Origin of the sequence: Pseudomonas sp. FP198, from assembly GCF_030687895.1 — a bacterium.
Taxonomy (GTDB): Bacteria; Pseudomonadota; Gammaproteobacteria; order Pseudomonadales; family Pseudomonadaceae; genus Aquipseudomonas.
Map to the genome: position 1 here is coordinate 2,788,990 of NZ_CP117452.1, position 20,276 is coordinate 2,809,265.

At 63.5% G+C, this 20,276-nt stretch carries 19 protein-coding genes; 8 read left to right on the plus strand and 11 right to left on the minus strand.

The features are described from left to right. Positions 1-6: 6 nt before the first annotated feature. Positions 7-1,134, plus strand: a complete 1,128-nt coding sequence (locus PSH78_RS12820; RefSeq protein WP_305500973.1) for an acyl-CoA dehydrogenase — start codon at positions 7-9, stop codon at positions 1,132-1,134. A 13-nt stretch (positions 1,135-1,147) separates the two neighbouring features. Beyond that, positions 1,148-1,921, plus strand: coding sequence for an enoyl-CoA hydratase (locus tag PSH78_RS12825; RefSeq protein WP_305500975.1), 774 nt, complete (start codon positions 1,148-1,150; stop codon positions 1,919-1,921). A gap of 294 nt (positions 1,922-2,215) precedes the next feature. Here PSH78_RS12825 and PSH78_RS12830 read toward each other — a convergent pair whose 3' ends face one another. From PSH78_RS12830 to PSH78_RS12860, 7 genes are all read right to left on the minus strand, one after another. After that, complete coding sequence (locus tag PSH78_RS12830) at positions 2,216-3,367, minus strand: acyl-CoA dehydrogenase family protein (RefSeq protein ID WP_305500977.1); 1,152 nt, start codon at positions 3,365-3,367, stop codon at positions 2,216-2,218. A 2-nt stretch (positions 3,368-3,369) separates the two neighbouring features. Next, positions 3,370-4,476, minus strand: coding sequence for an enoyl-CoA hydratase/isomerase family protein (locus PSH78_RS12835; protein ID WP_305500978.1), 1,107 nt, complete (start codon positions 4,474-4,476; stop codon positions 3,370-3,372). A 134-nt stretch (positions 4,477-4,610) separates the two neighbouring features. Next, a complete protein-coding gene (locus PSH78_RS12840; RefSeq protein ID WP_305500980.1) occupies positions 4,611-5,318 on the minus strand; it encodes an HPP family protein in 708 nt (235 codons plus the stop codon). A gap of 172 nt (positions 5,319-5,490) precedes the next feature. Then, positions 5,491-6,867 carry a UDP-glucose/GDP-mannose dehydrogenase family protein gene (locus PSH78_RS12845; protein ID WP_305500982.1) on the minus strand — a complete coding sequence of 459 codons (1,377 nt, stop codon included), beginning with the start codon at positions 6,865-6,867 and terminating at the stop codon, positions 5,491-5,493. Between the two features lie 87 nt (positions 6,868-6,954). Further along, positions 6,955-7,896 carry a LysR family transcriptional regulator gene (locus PSH78_RS12850; protein ID WP_305500983.1) on the minus strand — a complete coding sequence of 314 codons (942 nt, stop codon included), beginning with the start codon at positions 7,894-7,896 and terminating at the stop codon, positions 6,955-6,957. A 60-nt stretch (positions 7,897-7,956) separates the two neighbouring features. After that, positions 7,957-8,505 (minus strand): nuclear transport factor 2 family protein, encoded by a 549-nt coding sequence (locus tag PSH78_RS12855; protein WP_305500985.1) that lies wholly within the window; start codon positions 8,503-8,505, stop codon positions 7,957-7,959. Positions 8,506-8,529: 24 nt separating this feature from the next. After that, complete coding sequence (locus PSH78_RS12860; protein WP_305500987.1) at positions 8,530-9,333, minus strand: putative hydro-lyase; 804 nt, start codon at positions 9,331-9,333, stop codon at positions 8,530-8,532. Between the two features lie 380 nt (positions 9,334-9,713). Between PSH78_RS12860 and PSH78_RS12865 the strand changes: the two genes are divergently transcribed. Next, positions 9,714-10,955, plus strand: coding sequence for an OprD family porin (locus tag PSH78_RS12865; RefSeq protein WP_305500990.1), 1,242 nt, complete (start codon positions 9,714-9,716; stop codon positions 10,953-10,955). Between the two features lie 18 nt (positions 10,956-10,973). Here the strand turns inward: PSH78_RS12865 and phnE are convergent, their stop codons facing one another. From phnE to PSH78_RS12885, 4 genes are read right to left on the minus strand one after another with little or no spacing between them, the layout of a single operon-like run. Continuing rightward, positions 10,974-11,741 carry a phosphonate ABC transporter, permease protein PhnE gene (gene phnE / locus PSH78_RS12870; RefSeq protein WP_305500992.1) on the minus strand — a complete coding sequence of 256 codons (768 nt, stop codon included), beginning with the start codon at positions 11,739-11,741 and terminating at the stop codon, positions 10,974-10,976. Next, on the minus strand, positions 11,738-12,565 hold the full coding sequence (locus tag PSH78_RS12875) for an ABC transporter permease (protein ID WP_305500994.1): 828 nt from the start codon (positions 12,563-12,565) through the stop codon (positions 11,738-11,740). Before PSH78_RS12875 ends, phnE begins: the two co-directional genes overlap by 4 nt. Beyond that, positions 12,559-13,356, minus strand: coding sequence for a phosphonate ABC transporter ATP-binding protein (locus PSH78_RS12880; protein ID WP_305500995.1), 798 nt, complete (start codon positions 13,354-13,356; stop codon positions 12,559-12,561). The genes PSH78_RS12875 and PSH78_RS12880 overlap by 7 nt, the downstream gene beginning before the upstream one ends. Next, positions 13,353-14,204: a putative selenate ABC transporter substrate-binding protein gene (locus tag PSH78_RS12885; protein ID WP_305500996.1), complete on the minus strand. Its 852-nt coding sequence runs from the start codon at positions 14,202-14,204 to the stop codon at positions 13,353-13,355. The genes PSH78_RS12880 and PSH78_RS12885 overlap by 4 nt, the downstream gene beginning before the upstream one ends. A gap of 403 nt (positions 14,205-14,607) precedes the next feature. Here PSH78_RS12885 and PSH78_RS12890 point away from each other — a divergent pair, with 403 nt between their 5' ends. The 5 genes from PSH78_RS12890 to PSH78_RS12910 all read left to right on the plus strand — a co-directional run bounded on the left by PSH78_RS12890 (position 14,608) and on the right by PSH78_RS12910 (position 20,260). Beyond that, complete coding sequence (locus tag PSH78_RS12890) at positions 14,608-15,471, plus strand: LysR substrate-binding domain-containing protein (protein ID WP_305500997.1); 864 nt, start codon at positions 14,608-14,610, stop codon at positions 15,469-15,471. 119 nt (positions 15,472-15,590) lie between these two features. Then, positions 15,591-16,643, plus strand: coding sequence for a putative 2-aminoethylphosphonate ABC transporter ATP-binding protein (locus PSH78_RS12895; protein ID WP_305500998.1), 1,053 nt, complete (start codon positions 15,591-15,593; stop codon positions 16,641-16,643). 13 nt (positions 16,644-16,656) lie between these two features. Next, a complete protein-coding gene (locus PSH78_RS12900) occupies positions 16,657-18,360 on the plus strand; it encodes a putative 2-aminoethylphosphonate ABC transporter permease subunit (protein ID WP_305501243.1) in 1,704 nt (567 codons plus the stop codon). A gap of 21 nt (positions 18,361-18,381) precedes the next feature. Then, the gene (gene phnX, locus PSH78_RS12905; protein WP_305500999.1) at positions 18,382-19,209 is read left to right on the plus strand and encodes a phosphonoacetaldehyde hydrolase; all 828 of its coding nucleotides are present in this window, start codon (positions 18,382-18,384) and stop codon (positions 19,207-19,209) included. A gap of 31 nt (positions 19,210-19,240) precedes the next feature. After that, entirely contained in the window at positions 19,241-20,260 is a 1,020-nt protein-coding gene (locus PSH78_RS12910; RefSeq protein WP_305501001.1) for a putative 2-aminoethylphosphonate ABC transporter substrate-binding protein, read from the plus strand. Positions 20,261-20,276 lie beyond the last annotated feature (16 nt).

Here is a 20,276-nt window from a genome sequence, read left to right on the forward strand (position 1 = left end):
ATCACAATGCTTGCCACTGATGAACAGACCCAGATCCGCGACATGGCCCGGCAATTCGCCCAGGAACGCTTGAAGCCGTTCGCCGCCGAATGGGACCGTGAGCACCGCTTCCCCAAGGAGGCCATCGCTGAAATGGCCGAGCTGGGCTTTTTCGGCATGTTGGTGCCGGAGCAGTGGGGCGGCTGTGACACGGGTTACCTGGCCTATGCGATGACCCTGGAGGAAATCGCCGCCGGCGACGGTGCCTGCTCGACGATCATGAGCGTGCACAACTCGGTGGGCTGCGTGCCGATCCTCAAGTTCGGCACCGACGAGCAAAAGGCCCGTTTCCTCACGCCGCTGGCCAGTGGCGCGATGCTCGGCGCTTTTGCCCTGACCGAGCCCCAGGCTGGCTCCGACGCCAGCAGCCTGAAGACGCGGGCGCGGCTGGAGGGCGATCATTACGTGCTCAACGGTTGCAAACAGTTCATCACGTCCGGGCAGAACGCTGGCGTGGTCATTGTGTTTGCCGTCACCGACCCGAGCGCCGGCAAGCGTGGCATCAGTGCGTTCATTGTGCCCACCGATTCGCCGGGCTACAGCGTCGCACGGGTCGAGGACAAACTCGGCCAGCATGCTTCCGACACCTGCCAGATTCTCTTCGAGGACGTGAAGGTGCCGGTGGCCAATCGTCTCGGGGAGGAGGGCGATGGCTACAGGATCGCCCTGGCGAACCTCGAAGGCGGGCGAGTCGGCATCGCGGCGCAGTCGGTGGGCATGGCCCGCGCGGCGTTCGAAGCCGCTCGCGACTATGCCCGTGAACGCCAGAGCTTCGGCAAGCCGATCATCGAGCATCAGGCCGTGGCGTTCCGCCTGGCCGACATGGCGACCCAGATCGCCGTGGCGCGGCAGATGGTGCACTACGCCGCCGCGCTGCGCGATGCCGGCCAGCCGGCGCTCGTAGAGGCGTCCATGGCCAAGCTGTTCGCCTCGGAAATGGCCGAGAAGGTCTGCTCCATGGCCTTGCAAACCCTCGGTGGCTACGGTTACCTCAACGATTTCCCGCTGGAGCGCATTTACCGCGACGTGCGGGTCTGTCAGATCTACGAAGGCACCAGCGACATTCAGCGCATGGTCATTTCGCGCAACCTTTGAACAGGAGTCCCGCATGAGCTACGAAACGATTTTATTGGAGATCAAGGACCGTGTCGGCCTGATCACGCTCAACCGTCCCCAGGCGCTGAACGCCCTGAATGCGCAGATTGTCAGCGAGCTGAACCAGGCGCTGGACCGCCTGGAGGCGGATCCGAAGATTGGTTGCATCGTCCTGACCGGCTCGAAAAAAGCCTTTGCCGCCGGCGCCGATATCAAGGAGATGGCCGAACTGACCTATCCGCAGATCTACCTGGACGATCTGTTCAGCGACAGCGACCGGCTTGCCAATCGCCGCAAGCCGATCATCGCGGCGGTGAACGGTTTTGCCTTGGGCGGCGGCTGCGAACTCGCCCTGATGTGCGACTTCATCCTGGCCGGTGACAACGCCAGGTTCGGCCAGCCGGAAATCAACCTCGGCGTGCTGCCGGGCATGGGCGGCACCCAGCGCCTGACCCGTGCGGTGGGCAAGGCCAAGGCCATGGAAATGTGCCTGACCGGGCGCTTCATCGACGCGGTGGAAGCCGAGCGTTGCGGCATCGTGGCGCGCATCGTTCCGGCTGATGAGCTGCTGGACGAAGCCCTGAAAACCGCGGCCTTGATCGCCTCCAAATCGGTGCCCATCAGCATGATGGTCAAGGAGAGCGTCAACCGCGCCTTCGAAGTCAGCCTGTCCGAAGGCGTGCGCTTCGAACGCCGGGTATTCCACGCGGCGTTCGCCACGCTGGATCAGAAAGAAGGCATGGCGGCGTTCGTGGCCAAACGCGCGGCGGAGTTTCAGGACAAGTAATGCGGCGTCACCACTGACGCCATCGCGAGCAAGCTCGCTCCCACAGGGTTTGGCGGCGTACACAGATGTTGCGTACCCCGCCGATCCACTGTGGGAGCGAGCTTGCTCGCGATGGGGCCAGAACATCCAGCATCACCGGGACAGACCCACCGCGTTCGCGAGCAAGCTCGCTCCCACACAAGCCCGCCCTCACAGCATTGCGATGCTGAACCGACCCTCGCCACAAGGATGATCCCAGGCTGATGCTCCCATATGAACCCTGTGGGAGCGAGCCTGCTCGCGAAGCTTTTGGCATCACACCAGGTAGTGCCTGAGCTCCCGGGCAATCACCATCCGCTGAATCTCGCTTGACCCTTCGTAGATCTGGGTGATCCGCGCGTCGCGGTAGTAGCGCTCCACCGGGTAATCCTCAAGATAGCCATAGCCGCCATGGATCTGAATCGCCGAGGAGCAGACCTTCTCGGCCATTTCCGAGGCGAACAGCTTGGCTTGCGATGCTTCCGACAGGCATGGCTTGCCGGCGCTGCGCAGCCGCGCGGCATGCAGGATCAGCAGGCGAGCGGCGTTCAGGCGGGTGTGCATGTCGGCCAGCAGATTGGCGATGCTCTGGTGTTCGATGATCGGTTTGTCGAACTGCACCCGATCCCGGGAATAGGCCAGCGCCGCTTCGAATGCCGCACGGGCGATGCCCAGGGCCTGGGCGGCAATGCCGATCCGCCCGCCTTCGAGGTTGGACAGGGCGATGGCCAGGCCTTTGCCCCGTGCGCCCAGCAGATTGGCTTCAGGAATGGCGCAATTGCTCAGCGTGACGGCACAGGTGTCCGACGCACGAATACCCATCTTGTGCTCGGTGCGGTCAACGATGAAACCGGGCGTGTCGGTGGGCACCAGGAACGCCGAAATGCCTTTTTTACCAAGCTCCGGATCCGTCACGGCAAACACGATCGCCAGCTTGGCGCGCTTGCCATTGCTGACGAACTGCTTCGCGCCGTTGATTACCCATTGCCCCTCTTTCAGTTCCGCCCGCGTACGCAGGTTGTGCGCCTCGGAGCCGGCCTGTGGTTCGGTCAGGCAGAAGCAGCCGATGGCCTGGCCGCTGGCGAGATCCGCCAGCCACGTCCGTTTCTGCTCATCGCTGCCGAAATTCAGTACCGGCCCGCAACCTACGGAGTTGTGGATGCTCATCAGTGCTCCGGTAGCACCGTCACCTGCCGAGATTTCCTCTACCGCCAGGGCATAGGCCACGTAGTCGACATAGGTACCGCCCCATTCCTCGGGCACCACCATGCCCAGCAGGCCCAGTTCGCCCATCTTCGCCACCAGCCCATCGTCGATCCAGCCGGCTTTTTCCCAGGCCTGGGCGTGGGGCGCGATTTCACCACGGGCGAAATCACGGGCCATGTCGCGGATCATCACTTGTTCTTCGGTCAGCTCAAGGTCGTGCATGTTCAATTCCCGTGGTAGTCGAAGCCGTCGAAGAAACTCGCCACATGGTCGGCGTCCAGCGCCTCCAGGGTCGGTGGGTTCCAGCGCGGGTTCTTGTCTTTATCGATCAGCAGGGCACGTACGCCCTCGATCAGGTCGCCGCGCGCGAACCATTGCCGGTCCAGGTGCAGCTCCAGGGCAAAACAGTCTTCCAGGCTCAGGTGCCGGCCGCGTCGCAGCATTTCGAGGGTCACCGCCATCGCCAGGGGCGAGCGGGTTTCCAGCAGCTCGGCGGTCTTCAGCGCCCACTCGTGGCTGTTGGCGACCGTGACCTGGCGCAACTGCTCGACCATGCTCGGTACATTCGGCAGGGCGAAGAAATGGTCGATGGCCGGCCGCAGGTCGGCCAGGGGCGGGGCCGGCAACTGTTGGACCGCCATCTTCGCCAGCAGGCTTTGCAGGTCCTTGAGCGGTGAATCGCGCCAGTCGAGGCGGTCGAGACGTTCATCGAGCTGGGTGATTTTCTGGCTATCGAGATACCAGTCGGCCAGCCCGCAGTACAGCGCGTCGGCAGCGCGGATCTGCACCCCGCTGACGCCCAGGTAGATACCCAGTTCACCTGGAATGCGCGGCAGGAAATAGCTGCCGCCGACATCCGGGAAATAGCCAATGCCGACCTCGGGCATGCCCAGTCGGCTGCGCTCGGTCACCACCCGCAGGTCGGCGCCTTGCACCAGACCCATGCCGCCGCCCAGCACGAAACCGTCCATCAAGGCGAGGATCGGTTTGCGGTAATGGTGGATAGTCAGGTCGAGGGTGTATTCCTCGACGAAGAAGTCTTCGTGCAGCGTGTCGCCCTGCTTGTGGCTGTCGTACAGCGAGCGGATATCGCCGCCCGCACAAAACGCCTTGTCGCCGGCACCGCGCAAGACAACGGCGCGGATCTGCGAATCGGTGGCCCAGCTATCGAGTTGCTGCTGCAAGCTGCGCACCATGCCCAGGGTCAGGGCATTCAGGCCGGCGGGGCGGTTCAGGGTCAGGTGACCGATGTGGTTGCGAACGTCGACCAACACCTCGTAAGGCGCGGTTTCGATGCTGCTCGCAGCTTGGGATGAAACCTGAACTGTCATCGCTAACTCCCTGCTTTTATTGTTCTTTATAAATTTTCAAGCGCGTACCCGGTCGGGATCGTAACAGCGCAAATTTGCATTGCACAACCGGGATACGTGCAGGTCCTGTCTGCATATTTATAGCAGCCACAGGCTCAGCCGCGACCCGACAGCACCTCGGTGATGCTGCGACGCTTGGCATGCCGCTCGCTGGCGTGGATCAATTGTTCGAGATCCTCGGGAGTTACGTCGAAGAATGCTTCCATTTCCTCAAGCGCAAGTTTCAAGTCTTCGGCGGTGATCGCCTGGCGATCGACGGGGGGATGGTCGGCGGGAATCACCGCTACCGGCTCGCTGGCACGCCTGGGATAGCGCACCCGCGTAAGGTTGTTGTAGGCCAATGCGAAGACGAGCAGGCCGGTGCCGGCCAGCATGGCGGCGCCAAGCGCCTGCCAGTCGAGGGCGACGATGGATGCGTCCGCCAGCACCAGCGTTGCCGCCAGTGCACCGGCCGGTGGATGCAGGCAACGCAGCCAACACATCAGCACCAACGCCATGCCGGCCGCCAGGCATGCGCTACGCAGCGTGCGGCCGAGCACATGGGCGACCAGCAACGCCACGACCGATGCGCACAGATAACCACCGAAGATCGACCAGGGTTGGGCCAGGGCCCCGGATGACACGGCAAACAACAGCACGGCCGAGGCACCGAGCGGGCCGATCAGGTGTTGTGCCACTTCAAGACCGAATACCTGGCCACAGAGCCAGACACTGAACAGGGTGCCAAGGGCCATGCCGATGGCGGCGCGACTCCATTCGGTGGGGCGGGTATTGATAGCAGCGGGGAACCAGCGAGCAAGCATCAAGCAAACATCCAAAAAACGAACAAAAAAAGGGGCTTACGGGAGAATCCCTGAAAGCCCTTTAAGTGTTCCAACAATTGGGGGAGGAACAGTACACAGTGTGCCGCTCGTCAACCTCGCTTACAAATTCATATTAATGCTGGTTGAGTGCATTTATTTTGAAGCTACGCCTTCAAGCACTTCTGGCTCGCGGCCACGACTGCTGCGCGATGGGTAATTCGCAGGATTGCCCCCGGCCCATCGGGAAATAGCTGAAGCCTTTGTCGGCCATGCGATCCGGGTCATAGAGGTTGCGCCCGTCAAAAATCACCGGTGCCTTGAGGCGTTGCTGGAGCAGCTGGAAATCCGGCGCCTTGAACGACTGCCATTCGGTGCAGATGATCAACGCGTCGGACCCGGCCAGCACCGATTCCGGCGTGCCCATGAGCATCAGTTTCGCTTCATTGGGATAGAGCAGTTGGGTCTGTTGCATGGCCTCCGGATCAAACGCCCGGACGCTGGCCCCGGCGGACCACAGTGCTTCCAGCAGGGTGCGACTGGGCGCGTCGCGCATGTCGTCGGTGTTGGGCTTGAAGGCCAGGCCCCACAGCGCAAAGGTCTTGCCCCGCAGGTCACCCTGGTAGAAGGCCTGGATGCGTTCGAACAACTTGTGTTTTTGCCGCTGGTTGATGGTTTCCACCGCTTGCAGCAGATCGCTGGAGCAACGCGCCTGTTCGGCCGTGTGGATCAAGGCGCGCATGTCCTTGGGGAAACATGAACCGCCGTAGCCGCAGCCTGGGTAGATGAAGTGATAGCCGATGCGCGAGTCGGCGCCGATACCCTGGCGCACCGACTCGATATCTGCGCCCAGGTGTTCGGCCAGTTCGGCGATCTGGTTGATGAAGCTGATCTTGGTCGCCAGCATGCCGTTGGCGGCGTATTTGGTTAGCTCCGCGCTGCGCACGTCCATGAACAGGATCCGGTCGTGGTTGCGGTTGAACGGCGCATACAGGTCGCGCATGGTTTCGCGTACTTCCTCACGCTCGCAGCCGATCACGATGCGATCCGGGCGGCGGCAATCGGCGACCGCCGAGCCTTCCTTGAGAAATTCCGGATTGGAGACAATATCGAACTGCAGCAGGCGACCGGCCTTGAGCAGGCATCGATCGATGTGCGCCCGCAGGATGTCGCCGGTGCCCACCGGCACGGTGGATTTCTCCACGACAACAATGGGCTGTTCGCGATGGCGGGCGACCGCGTCACCCACGGCGAGGACCTGGCGCAAATCCGCCGAGCCGTCCTCCCTGGAGGGGGTTCCCACGGCAATGAACAGGACCTGCCCATGCTGCACCGCAACCTGTTCATCACAGGTAAAGCGCAAACGCCCGGCTTCCAGGCCCTCGCGCACCAGCGTCGCCAGGCCCGGTTCGTAAATGCTCACCTGGCCCTGACGCAAGAGCTCGATCTTCTGCTCATCGATGTCCATGCACACCACGTCATGACCGACCTCAGCCAACACGACGGCTTGCACCAATCCAACGTAACCACTGCCGAACACACTGATTTTCATGGCGGACTCCCTGGACCATCCCGAGCGGGCGCCGGCAGCGGTTCGCCGCGGCGTGCTCAGCCGAGAATAAGTCCGGGATGTTGCAGTTCACTGACAGTTCGCCGGGGCCTCGCTTACCACCAACCGGTACGGCGCCGGCAATTGCCCCACGTAGTCGTCCACCACCTCCCGCGTCAGGCTGACGATGTCTTCGACCCGCTCCATGCCCGCGCCGGTCCGCCAGCTGGCCACGATATCCATGACCGACGGCAGCGGCACGCCGTCCACCAGCGTCAAGCTGCCCTGGTGCAATTCGCCTACCACCAGCGCTGCCGGCATGGCGCCGATACCAAAGCCGTCACGCACCAGTCGGGTGATCGCCGAGGCGGAGTTCACGCAATTGATCCGTGGCGAGACGATGTTGGCCGAGTGCAACATGTTCAGCAGATCCTGATGGGGCCGGGAGTTGCGCGAGAAGGTCACGATGCGCTCCTGGGACAGTTCGTCCAGCGATGCGTAGTGGCGGTCATAGGATGAACCGCTGCGCACCACCCAGTGCATCGGATAACGCGTCAGGAGCGCATTGCGCACGCTGTCGAGGCGCAGGATGTCGGTCTGGAAAATGATGTCCTGGTAGCCTTTCTCCAGTTGCGTGCACAGGTTGCTCGCGGTGTCGGCCGACAATTCGATTTCCAGCGCCGGGTAGCATTCCATCAGGCGCGTGACCAACGGGCTGAGCCAGGTATGGATCACCGTGTCCATCGCGCCGATGCGAATCCGCCCGCGTACCTGGCGCGGGTCCTTGATCACGGCTTTCATGCTGTGCATGGTGTCCATGATGCGCTCGGCATATTCCAGCACCCGCTGGCCCTCGGAGGTCAGCGATACGCCCTTGGAGTCACGCACGAACAGACGCACGCCCAACTCGTCTTCCAGGGCCGCGATCCGGCTGGAAATCGACGCCTGGGTGGTGAACAGCTTTTCCGCCGTGAGGCGAAAGCTCTTCAGGCGGGCGACCCAGACGAAGGTTTCCAGAAACTTGATATTCATGGGGGGGCGGCTCCTGAAACGGGCGGGGCAAGGTGTTGGATTGTCCGCGAGCACCGGTGATCAACCGGTCCTGCAATCCGTGGACGAGAGATATTGGACCACGTCTTCAAGCGCCCTTGAATCCGGCACGTCGCCGAGGACCGCAGCGGCGTTGCACCATGGATACTCCAGACCCGACACCCAGGCCATGACTTCCGTAAGCTCGGCTGCCGGCAGGGTTTTCATGTGTTCGATGGTTATCGTGAGTCCTTCGGACAGCCCGGCCCCGGCGCTGAATCGCCAGTCGTAGCGGCCACAACCGACCCTGACCTCACCGCTGTGTTTGTCCGACATCGCGACCAACCATTTGCAGTCGTAGGTGCGGACGTTGGCGTGAGGAGGGTCGCCCAGGCAAAACGTGTAGACGTTTTCGAACGCCTGGTTGAACCGGCTTACCAGCACTTCACCGATCGCGCCACGACCTTCGACTTGCTCCGGGAAGGCAATGGAGCCGGTGCGGACCACCATGTCCAGGACTGCGTCCGGGATGAAGGCCTGGTCCAGCAGGTGAGGGCGGTTGCCGTCCTTGGCGCGGATGTAATGTTCGATTGATCGCTGCGGGCTGTTCATCAGATCTCCATTTCAGGTCGGGTATCACAACGCGCTGTTCAAAACGTCGGTCACCAGCATACAACCCGGCGCGTGAGTGATGCACAGCGGCGGTCGCGAAGCCTGCACCACCGATTGCGGCGTCACGCCACAGGCCCAGAACACCGGGATCTCGTCGGCTTCCACCGGCACCGCGTCGCCATAGTCCGGCGTGTCCAGGGAATCAATGCCGATCAGCGACGGATCACCGATGTGGACCGGGGCGCCATGGACGCTGGGCATGCGTCCGGTGATCTGGATCGCCTGGATCGCCGCCGCGGCCTTCATCGGGCGCATGCTCACGACCATTTTGCCAGACAGGCGCGCGGTGGGGCGCGTGTCGATGTTGGTGCGGAACATGGCGACGTTGCGCCCCAGGTCGATGTGCCTCAGGCGTATACCGGCCTCCAGCAGGGGTTGCTCGAACGAGAACGAGCAGCCGAGGGCGAAGGTCACCATGTCGTCCTGCCACAGGTGTTCGATGTCCATCGGCTCTTCGCTCAACTCGCCGTGACGAAAGACCCGATAGCGCGGTACTTCGTGGCGGATATCGATGGGCGCGCCGAGGTTGCGCAGGAACGGATCCCCAGGTTCGCTCACGTCCAGCACCGGACACGCCTGACGGTTGAGGGTGCAGTAGCGCAGGAATTCGTCGGCCCAGTCTCCCGGCAGGATCACGATGTTGGCTTGCACCCGGCCCTGGCCCAGGCCGCTGGTGTGGCCGTGGTAGCGACCGGCCGCGATGTTCTGGCGCAGGGCCTGGGGCGAACACTGCTGCAGTTGTTCGAATGTCAGGGCGGACGGCGGCATCGTGATATCTCCATGGGTTTTTTGTTAGAGCCCCTTTGTAGAAGGCCCGGACGACGGCGTCCAACAAGGAAAACTTTTACCCCCTGACAACAAAAAGTTATCCGACGATCGAGGGAGCGAAGTCAGATCAGCTGCGACCCGGCATGCATCAGATTTTCTTATGCCCGAGCCGGCTTTTTTCCCGTTTGACGCTGTCCGGCGCCGGTGGGAAGAATCCGCCCCGACGTCAATGTTGTTCGTTTGAGCGATTGATATCCCGTGGCGAGGGAGTTTGAAGAAACAGCAGAGGACGTCGTTCCAAGACACTGCCCCAAACAATAAGCGAGGCGCGCCAGCCGTCCCCGACGGGAACACTCGCGCCCATAAAAAAGGAGCACGCCATGCACCGTTTCATCGCGAATCACCTCAACCGTAAACCCGTGGGCACCTTGCTCGGCCTCGGTCTGATGAGCGCGTCGAGTGCTCACGCCGATTTCATCAGCGACAGCAAGGCCAGCCTGGAGGCCCGCAACTTCTACTTCAACCGCGATTTTCGCCAGGAGGGCGCGCGGGACAAGGCCGAGGAGTGGGCGCAAGGCTTTCTGTTGCGCCTGGAGTCGGGCTACACCGCCGGGACCTTGGGTTTCGGGCTGGATGCGTTGGCCATGGCCGGTTTCAAACTGGATTCGGGCGGCGGCACGGCCGGCACCAATCTGTTGCCGGCGGACTCGTCCGGGGGTTCCCAGGACCGCTACGGCGAACTTGGCCTGACCGCAAAGGCACGCTTGTCCAACAGCACTCTGAAAGTGGGAACCCTGCAAATCAAGGACCCGGTGGTCAATTCCAACGATACGCGCCTGCTGCCGGGAACCTTCAAGGGCGGGCTGTTGAGCGTGCAGGAAATCGACCGTGTGAAGCTGACCGCCGGGCAGCTTACACAGATCAATTTCGTCGACTCCACCCACTATCAGGACATGACGGCCAACCGCATCGGTGGTACCAGCGACCGCTTCCAGTTCGCCGGAGCGGACTACCAGTTCCTGCCGAATCTCACGGCGCAATACCGCTACGGCAATCTGCAGCACATCTACCAACAGAACTACCTGGGCGTGGTCCATAGCCTGGACCTGGGCGCGGGCCAATCATTGAAAAGCGATGTGCGTTATTCCCGCAGCACCGAGGACGGCAGTTTCCGCGCTATCGACAACCAGGCGTTCGGCGCGATGTTCACCTATAGCCTCGGTGGGCACGCGCTGGGCCTGGGTTACCAACGCATGAGCGGCGACGACCCGTTTCCCTACATCTCGCGTAGCGATCCGTACCTGGTCAATTTCGTCCAGATCGGCGATTTCGCCAATGTCGACGAGCGCTCCTGGCAGGCCCGTTACGACTACAACTTTGCCGGCCTCGGCGTGCCGGGGCTGACGTTCATGACCCGCTACATCAGTGGTGACAACGTACAACGCAGCGCGCCGGGTGAAGGCAAGGAATGGGAGCGCAACAGCGATATCGCCTACGTGATCCAGGACGGCACGTTGAAGGGGCTGGGGCTGAAATGGCGCAATGCCTCGGTGCGCTCAAACTTCGGCAATGACCTGGACGAAAATCGCCTGATCGTCAGTTACACGATGGCGCTGTGGTGACGGCGCGCCGGGAAGCCGTCAGGCCTTGACCCAGCGCTGGCGGCTCCAGCTGCTCAGGGTATCGACAATGAACACCAGCAACAGCATGGCCAGGATCACCGTGCTGCCTTGGGCTTCCTGGAACAGGCTGAGGCTGACATAGAGCATCTGGCCCAGGCCACCGGCGCCGACGAAGCCCAGCACGCTGGCCATGCGGATGTTGTTCTCCCAGCGGTAGAGGGTGTAGGCCAGCAGCTGCGGCATCAGGTTGGGCAGGGTGCCGTAGCAGAAAGCCGCGAGCGCGCTGCCACCTTGCAGACGGATCGCATCGGCGGGTTGCGTCGGGGTGTTCTCCAGCGCCTCGGCGAACAGCCGGCCGAGCACGCCGATGGTATGCAGGGTCAGCGCCAGCGTGCCGGCATTGGGGCCGAGCCCGGCGGCAAACACCATCAGCGCCGCCCACACCAGTTCCGGAACCGCGCGCAACGCGTTCAACACCAGGCGCGAGGCGCTTTGCAACGGCCAGCCAAGGCGCCCGGCGGCCGGCAGTGCCAGTGCCAGCCCCAGCACCGCCGCGAGCAATGTGCCGATGGCGGACATGGCGATGGTTTCCAGCGCGCCGTGGCCGATCGCCTTGAGGTACGCCGGGCTCAGGTCCGGACTGAGGAAGCGTTGCGCATAAGCGGTCATCTGCTTGAGGCTCGTACTGTCCCCCAACGCGCCCAGGTCGATGCCCAGATAGCCGAACGAAGCGACGACCGCCGCACAAATGCCCAGCAGCAACAGCACGTTGAACAGCCTATTCATGCCAGTCTCCAGCGCAGCAGGCGGCTGAGCTGATCGGCGAACATCACCAGCACCAGGAAGGTCAGCAGCAGGCTGGCCACTTCACCGCCGGCGAACATGCGCAACGACAGGTCCATCTGCTGGCCCAGGCCACCCGCGCCGACAAAACCCATCACCACTGACGCGCGGATGGCGCATTCCCAGCGGTACACGGTGTACGACAGCAGCTCGGCGGCGACGTTGGGCAGGATCCCGTAGCAGAACGCCGCGAGCCGGCCGCTGCCGGCCTGCATCAACGCGTGTGCCGGGCGCTGGTCGACCGATTCGAAGATTTCCGCGTAGACCTTGCCCAGCATCCCGCTGTAAGTGATGGCGATGGCCAGCACCCCGGCCGTCGGGCCCAGGCCGACAGCGCGCACGAAGAGCAAGGCCCAGACGATTTCCGGCACGCTGCGCAGGAAGATCAACAGGCCGCGTATCGGCCAACGCAACCATTGGCCGAGATTGCCAGGCCTGCCGGAGCGGTAGGCGGCCGACAAGGACAATGCGCGGCTGGCCAGCAGGCTCGCGGGGACCGCCACCAGCAGCGCCAGGGCCATGCCGGCGGTGGCAATCGCCAGTGTCTGCAGGGTGGCTTGCAGCAGCAGGTCGACAAACGTTTCGTCATGGGCCGGTGGCCAGAACGCCGCGACGAACCGACCCATCTCACTCTGGCTGTCGCTGGCCAGCAGCACGCCGAGGTCGACCTCGCTGAAACGAATGCCCGGCCACAGCAGGGCCAGGGCCAACAGGGTCAGGAGCAGGCGAGGGCGGGTGGCGGGGTCCCGGGCGTCACGCTTCAGCATCGCGGAATCTGCACGCTCGTAGGCGGTGGAGGACTCGACATGGATTCCAACTGCTCGTTGGCATAAAGCGTGTCGAGCAGTTGGCGGTCGACCGCTTCGGTCGGCAAGTCGAAGAGAATCTGCCCGTCACGCAGACCGATGATCCGGGAAAAATGCGCCAGCGCCAGCTCCACCGCGTGCAGGCTGGTGACCAGGGTCACGCGGTGCTCCCGGGCATGTTGGCAGAGCACCGCAAGCGTGTGCTCGGCCAACACCGGGTCCATCGCCGATACCGGCTCGTCCGCAAGCAATACCTCGGGCGCCTGGTACAACACGCGGGCAATGCCGACGCGTTGCAGCTGCCCACCGGACAACTGCTGGCATTGCGCGAACAGCTTGTCGCCCAGGTCCAGCCGGGCCAACGCCGCCCGAGCCCCGGGAATGTCCAGCGGGTGCAGCAGGTTCAGCAGGCTCTTGCCCAGGCCCCACTGGCCGAGCTTGCCGGCCAGCACCGCCGTGACTACACGTAGGCGCGGCGGCAGGGGAGGCGCCTGGTGGACCAGGCCGATGCGCGCGCGCAGACGCTGCCGTCGGCGCGCGGACAATTGCCAGACGGGCTCGCCCAGTACCTGCACCTCGCCAGTGCCCGGCCGCAGTGCCGTAGCGAGCACATTGAGCAGGCTCGACTTGCCCGCGCCGGACGGACCGATGATGGCGACCTGTTCCCCCGCGCCAATGTGCAGGTCCACGCCACGCAGCGCCTGGGCGCCATTGGCATGGATGACGCTGGCTCGGGTCAGACGCAGTGTCATTTCAGCAGTTCGGCGGCGCGTGCGGCTTCTTCGATGCCTTTGTAGTTCTCGGGCTTGGTCTCGATGAAGCGACTGGCGGCCTGCAGGTCAAGGATTTCCTTGTCCTTCGGGTTCGCCGGATCGAGCTCCAGGAACGCCGCCTTGATCTTGGCAGCCAGCGCGGGGTCAAGCGTGCCGCGCACGGTCCAGTTGTAATCGAAGTAGGCCGGGGTAGTAGCGAACACCTTGACCTTGCTGGTGTCGACCTTGCCGGCCGCCACCAGTTTGTCCCAGACGCTGGCGTTGAGCACGCCGGCATCGACCTTGCCCGCCTGGACCCAGGCGGCCGTCGCATCATGGGCGCCCGAGTAGCCGACGCGGCTGAAATAGGTTTCCGGCTTGATGCCGTCCTTGAGCATGAAATAACGCGGCATCAGGCTGCCGGACGTGGAAGAGATCGAACCGAAGGCAAAGCTTTTGCCCTTGAGGTCGGCCAGGGATTTGACCGCAGGGTCGGCGGTGATGAATTTACTGGTGAACTGGGCATCCTGTTCGCGCTGCACCAGCGGAATGGCGTTACCGGTCTTCAGGCGGGCCTGCACGAAGGTGAAACCGCCCAGCCAGGCCAGGTCGATCCGGTCGGTGGCCAGCGCCTCGACCACGGCGGGGTAATCGCTCACCGGTACGAACTCGACTTTCATGCCGATTTTCTGCTCCAGGTACGCCCCCAGCGGCTTGAACTTGCGCAGGAGTTCGGTCGGCGCCTCATCGGGAATCGCGCTGACCTTCAAGGTGTCGGCCGCCTGCGTCAGAAGGGAGCTCAGGGACAGGGTCAAACCGACGGCCAGTGCCAGGGTACGCTTGAGCATGTAAATCTCCGGTGCATGTAGGGCGTGAGTGTTCAAGCGCCAGGCACGCTTTGAGGAGCCGCGTTGGCCTGGCGCATTGTGAGGGTAGACGAACAGGTGCAATCTTGATCGTTTCTGCCGACCAGGTAAATCCTGGCCCGTTTCGATGCCGGGATGCTACAAGGTCAACGCCGCGATGCAAGCGTAATGCTGTTCAACCAAGGCGATCGACAAACCCGTGGCGAGGGAGCTTGCTCCCGTTGGGCCGCGAAGCGGACCCAAAACCTGCCAGATCGGAGTATCAGACACACCGCACCCGGCGCTTTACGACTGCTTCGCAGCCGAGCGGGAGCAAGCTCCCTCGCCACAAATAGATCATTTTTCTTGAGTAGATTGTCCCGTCAACTTTCTGGAGCGTCACAACATGCTCAGCGCCGAGCTGAAGTCTTTCCACATGGTCGCTCGCCTGGCTAGCGTCACCCAGGCGGCCAAGAAGCTCGGGCTCAGCCAGCCGACGGTGACCACGCAGATCCGCAGCCTGGAAGCCCAGTACGGCGTCGAACTGTTCTATCGCGGCGGGCGCCGCCTGACACTCAGTGACCAGGGCGCGCAGCTGTTGCCGATGGTGCAGAAACTCCTGCAGCAGGAGGCCGACATCGAGTTTTTCCTGCGCAACAGCGGCCAGGTGCAAGGCACGTTGCGTATCGGCGCCACCGCGCCGTATTACGTGCTGGATATCATCAAGGCCTTTCGCGAGCAGTTTGCGCTGTGCGAAGTGACCCTGGAAATCGGCAACTCACTGCAGGTCATCGAGGCGCTGGAGGAGTATCGCGTGGACCTGGCCGCGTCCTCGCAACTGGTCGAGGATGCGCGCCTGACCCGGCTGGTGCTGGGGCACGATCCGCTGGTACTGGCGGTACATCGCGAGCACCCATTGGCTAGCCACGACCGGGTCGCGCCGAGCGCCCTGGCCGGGCATTGCCTGCTGCTGCGCGAAACCGGCTCCACCACCCGCGCGCTCACCACAACGCTGCTGCGCGAGGCCGGGGTGGCGACCGGACCGCTGCTGGAGATCGGCAGTCGCGAGTCGATTCGCGAAGCGGTCCTGCGCAACATCGGCATCAGCATCATCGCCCGTCACGAGGTGCCGGAGAATCCACAGCTCAAGGTGGTTGAGCTGGAAGGCGCGCCGCTGATCGCCGAGTATCTGTACTGCCTCAAGGAGCGCCGCCAGGCCCGGCTGCCGTCGGCATTCCTCGGCCTGGCGCGAGAGACCAGCGCATCCTGAATTCGCTACGCAAATCCGCCGATGCCACTATCGGCAGCTTTTAGCCAACTGCAATCAAGCCTTCGTACTGCCAGCCTACCATGACCCTCGTCGAGCTGACTGCTCATCGAGGTTATGTCATGACAAGAACACCTTCCGTAGACCTGCAGATACGCGACATCCATAAAGGCTTCGGCGCCTTCAAGGCGTTGGATGGGGTATCGCTGGAAATCGCCGCCGGTGAGTTGGTGTGCCTGCTTGGGCCTTCCGGCTGCGGCAAGACCACCTTGTTGCGCTGCATAGCCGGCCTGGAGCGGCAGGACCGCGGCACGCTCATGATCGGCGCGCGGGATGTCTCCGCCCTGGCACCGCAGGCTCGCGACTACGGCATTCTGTTCCAGTCCTATGCGCTGTTTCCCAACCTGACCGTGGAGCAGAACATCGGCTATGGATTGGCGGGCAACCACCGCGAGACGATCCGCAGCCGGGTCAATGAGATGCTGGAACTGGTCGGGCTGCGTGGCAGCGAGAAAAAATACCCCGGCCAGCTCTCCGGCGGCCAGCAGCAGCGGGTGGCGTTGGCCCGCGCCCTGGCTCCGGCGCCCTCGCTGTTGCTGCTCGATGAACCGATGTCGGCACTCGATGCCCGGGTGCGCGAGCACCTGTGCGGCGAGTTGCGCCAGCTGCAGAAACGTCTGGGCATCACCACGTTGATGGTCACCCACAACCAGGATGAGGCGATGCTGATGGCCGATCGTATCGCGGTGATCAATCAGGGCCGCGTCGAACAGTTCGCCAGTGCGCAACAGATCTACCGCGCGCCGGCGAGCCCTTTTGTGGCTGATTTCGTCGGCCAGGGCAACTGGCTGCCTTTCGAACGCGGGCACGACGGACAGGTTCGCGTCGGCGGGCTCAGCCTGAGCGTGGAGGGCGCTGACGTGGGTCGCAGCGGTCGACTCTTCTGCCGTCCGGAAGCCGTACGGATCAACCCGTCGACGCCCGAAGGCAACCTGTTTGATGCGCAGTTGCGCGAACTGACCTACCTCGGCAACCGCTGCCGCCTGAGCTTCGAGCTGGACGCATTGCCCGGCCACACCCTGCTGGCGGAGCTGGAGCCGCAGGCCATGCCCGGGTTGCCCCAGGCGCGGCTGAAAATCGCGCTGCCGGCCCACAGCCTGCAGGTGTTCAATTGATATGCAAAATACGATGATTCTCAAACCGGCCGTCGTGCAGGCACCTCAGGTGCCCGGTGACCTCGCAGACCGATTGTTCATACGCGGCGGCCAGTGGCTGCTCCTGATGTTGCTGGTGCTGGCGGTATTGCTGCCCTTGCTCGCCATGCTGTGGCGCGCCTTCAGCGGTGATGCCAGCCAGGGTGGCGGCCTGCAAGCGGCGCTGACGCTGCTGGCCAGTGCCAATTTCCGCTGGCTGCTGGGCAACAGCCTGACGGTTTCAATGACCGTCGCAATCATTGTCGTGCCGCTGGCCTATGCCTTCGCTTACGCATTGCAGCGCACCTGCATCGTGGCAAAGCCGCTGTGGCGGGGCATTTCGCTGTTGCCGCTGCTGGCGCCGTCGATGCTGCCCGGCATTGCGCTGATCTATCTGTTCGGTAACCAGGGGCTGCTGCGCGATTTCAGCGCCGGCAACATCTATGGTTTCTGGGGCATTGTCCTGGGCCAGGCGATCTACACCTTTCCCCACGCCCTGATGGTGCTGATGTCGGCGCTGGCGCTGGCGGATGCGCGGCTGTTCGACGCGGCCTCAAGCATGGGCGCCTCGCCATGGCGGGCATTTCGCACCATCACCTGGCCCGGCAGCCGGCAAGGGGTGTTCGCGGCGTTCTGCCTGGTGTTCACCTTGTGCATCACCGACTTCGGCGTGCCGGTCACGGTCGGCGGCGATTACCAGGTGCTGGCGCTGGAAGCCTACAAGTCAGTCGTTGGCCAGCAACAGTTTGGACGCGGCGCGCTGATCGGCATGATTCTGCTGCTACCCGCATTGCTCAGTTTCGCCGTGGACATGTGGCTGCGCCGAACTCAACGCGAAGCCATGGGCGGCCGTGCCCAGGTGTATCACCCGCAACCGTCGCGGGGGCGGGATGCAGCATTCCTGAGCGTCACGGCACTGATCGGCTGCGTTCTGCTCGGCGTGTTCGGCATGGCAGTGTACGCATCGCTCGTGCAGTTCTGGCCGTACGACCTGTCCTTGTCCCTGGACAACTATGCCTTCTCGGAACTGCCCGGCGGTTGGCTGGCCTATCGCAACAGCCTGCTGCTGGCCGTGTGCTGCGCGGTGTTCGGCAGCCTGGCGATCTTCACCGGTGCCTACCTGATCGAGAAGACCCGGCAGAGCGCATTGACGCGCACCCTGCGGCTGCTCAGCTTCGTCCCGATGGCCGTGCCCGGGCTGGTGCTGGGCCTGGGCTACGTGTTCTTTTTCAATCTGCCGGGCAATCCGCTCGGCAGCCTCTACGGCAGCCTGGCCTTGCTGGTGGTCTGTACCGTCGCGCACTTCCTGACCACCGCGCATATGACGGCCAGCACCGCCTTGCGCCAGCTCGACGATGAGTTCGAGGCCGCCGCCCTGGCGCTGAAAGTCCCGCTGGTTCGCCACTTCCTGCGGGTGACGCTGCCCATTTGCCTGCCCGCGTTGCTCGACATCGTTCGCTACCTGTTCGTGTCGGCGATGACCACGGTCTCAGCGGCGATTTTTCTCTACAGCCCCGACAGCGTTCTGGCTGCGGTGGCCGTGTTGAACATGGACGACGCAGGCAATGTCGGCGGGGCCGCCGCGATGGCCACTCTGATCCTGCTGACCTCAGCCAGCGTATCGCTGCTGCTGGCGATGCTGTCGCGCCGCCTGCTGCGCCGCTCCCAGGCCTGGCGCCAGCCGGCGCCGGGTCTTTGAAAATTTTTTTTGGAGATTCTGATGCACTACCAAACGCCAACTCGCCTGCAGGCAGCGATTCTCGATTGGGCCGGGACCGTGGTGGACTTCGGTTCGTTCGCGCCGACGCGGATCTTCGTCGAAGCCTTCGCCAGCTTCGACATCGAGATCAGCCTGGAGGAAGCCCGTGGCCCGATGGGCATGGGCAAATGGGACCACATCCGCACCTTGTGCAACCAACCGGGCGTGGCGGAACGGTTTGCGCGCCGGTTCGGGCGCGCACCGAGCGATGACGACGTGACTGCTATCTATGAGCGCTTCATGCCGCTGCAGATCGCCAGGGTGGCCGACCACTCGGACCTGATCCCCGGCGCACTGGAGAGCATCGCCGCACTGCGCCAGCGCGGCCTCAGGATCGGCAGCTGCTCAGGCTACCCCCGGCAGGTCATGGACAAGGTCGTCGAACTGGCCGCCGCCAAGGGCTACAGCCCCGACCATGTGGTCGCCACCGACGACGTGCCCAAGGGCCGGCCAAGCCCGGCGCAGGCCTTGGCCAACGTGATCGCCCTGGGCCTGGACGATGTCGCCGCCTGCGTGAAAGTCGATGACACCGAGCCCGGCATCCTCGAAGGCCGCAGGGCAGGGATGTGGACCGTGGCGCTGAGGTTTTCCGGCAACTTTCTCGGCCTCGACTGGGAGCAGTTCCAGGCTCTGTCGGCGCAGCAGCTGGCGGCCGAACGCGAGCGCATCGACGGGCTGTTTGCCGCAAGCCGTCCGCATTACCTGATCGACACGATTGCCGAACTGCCCGCCGTGATCGACCACATCAACACACAACTGGCCCGCGGCGTATTGCCGTCCCATTCCTGAAAAACTTCACTGACTGACACGGAGCCGTACCATGTTCAAACGCACTGCCTGGGCCGTCGGCCTGCTTGCCGCCTGTGTTCTGCAGGCCCATGCCAATACCGAACTGACCGTCTATACGGCCCTCGAAGTCGAGCAGCTCAAGGCCTACAAACAGGCCTTCGAGCAGCAAACCCCGGACATCGAGATCAAGTGGGTGCGCGATTCCACCGGCATCGTCACCGCCAAGCTGCTGGCGGAAAAGGATCGCCCCCAAGCCGATGCAGTCTGGGGCCTGGCAGGCTCGAGCCTGGCGATTCTCAAGCAGCAGGGCCTGCTGGACGCCTACAGCCCGGCAAACCTCGGCCAGATTTCCGCCCAATACCGCGACGCCGACACGCCGCCCACCTGGGTCGGCATGGACGTCTGGGCCGCCGCCATCTGCTTCAATACGGTGGAGGCGCAAAAGCTCGGCCTGCCCAAGCCGACTCGCTGGGAAGACCTTGCCAACCCGGTGTACCAAGGCAAGATCGTCATGCCCAATCCGGCGTCGTCCGGCACTGGATACCTGGACGTCAGTGCCTGGCTGCAAACCTTCGGCGAGACCAAGGGCTGGGCCTATATGGACAGGCTGCACGCCAATATCGGCCAGTACACGCACTCCGGCTCCAAGCCGTGCAAGCTGGCCGCCGCCGGCGAGTTCCCCATCGGCATTTCGTTCGAATACCCGGCCATCCAGCTCAAGCGCAAAGGCGCGCCGCTGGACATCGTCCTGCCTGCCGAAGGCCTGGGCTGGGAAATCGAAGCCACCGCGATCATCAAAGGCACGCCGAAGCTGGCGGCTGCCAGAAAACTCGCGGACTTCTCCGCCAGCCCCGAGGCGATGCAGTTATACAAAGCGAACTTCGCGGTCCTGGCGCAACCGGGCATCGCCGAACGCTTGCCGGAGCTGCCGACGGACTACGAACAACGCTTGATCCGCAATGATTTCGCCTGGGCGTCGGAGAACCGCGACAAGGTGCTGGCTGAGTGGCGCAAGCGTTACGACGGCAAGTCCGAGCCAGTCGCCAAATAAGCTCTGTTCTCTACTG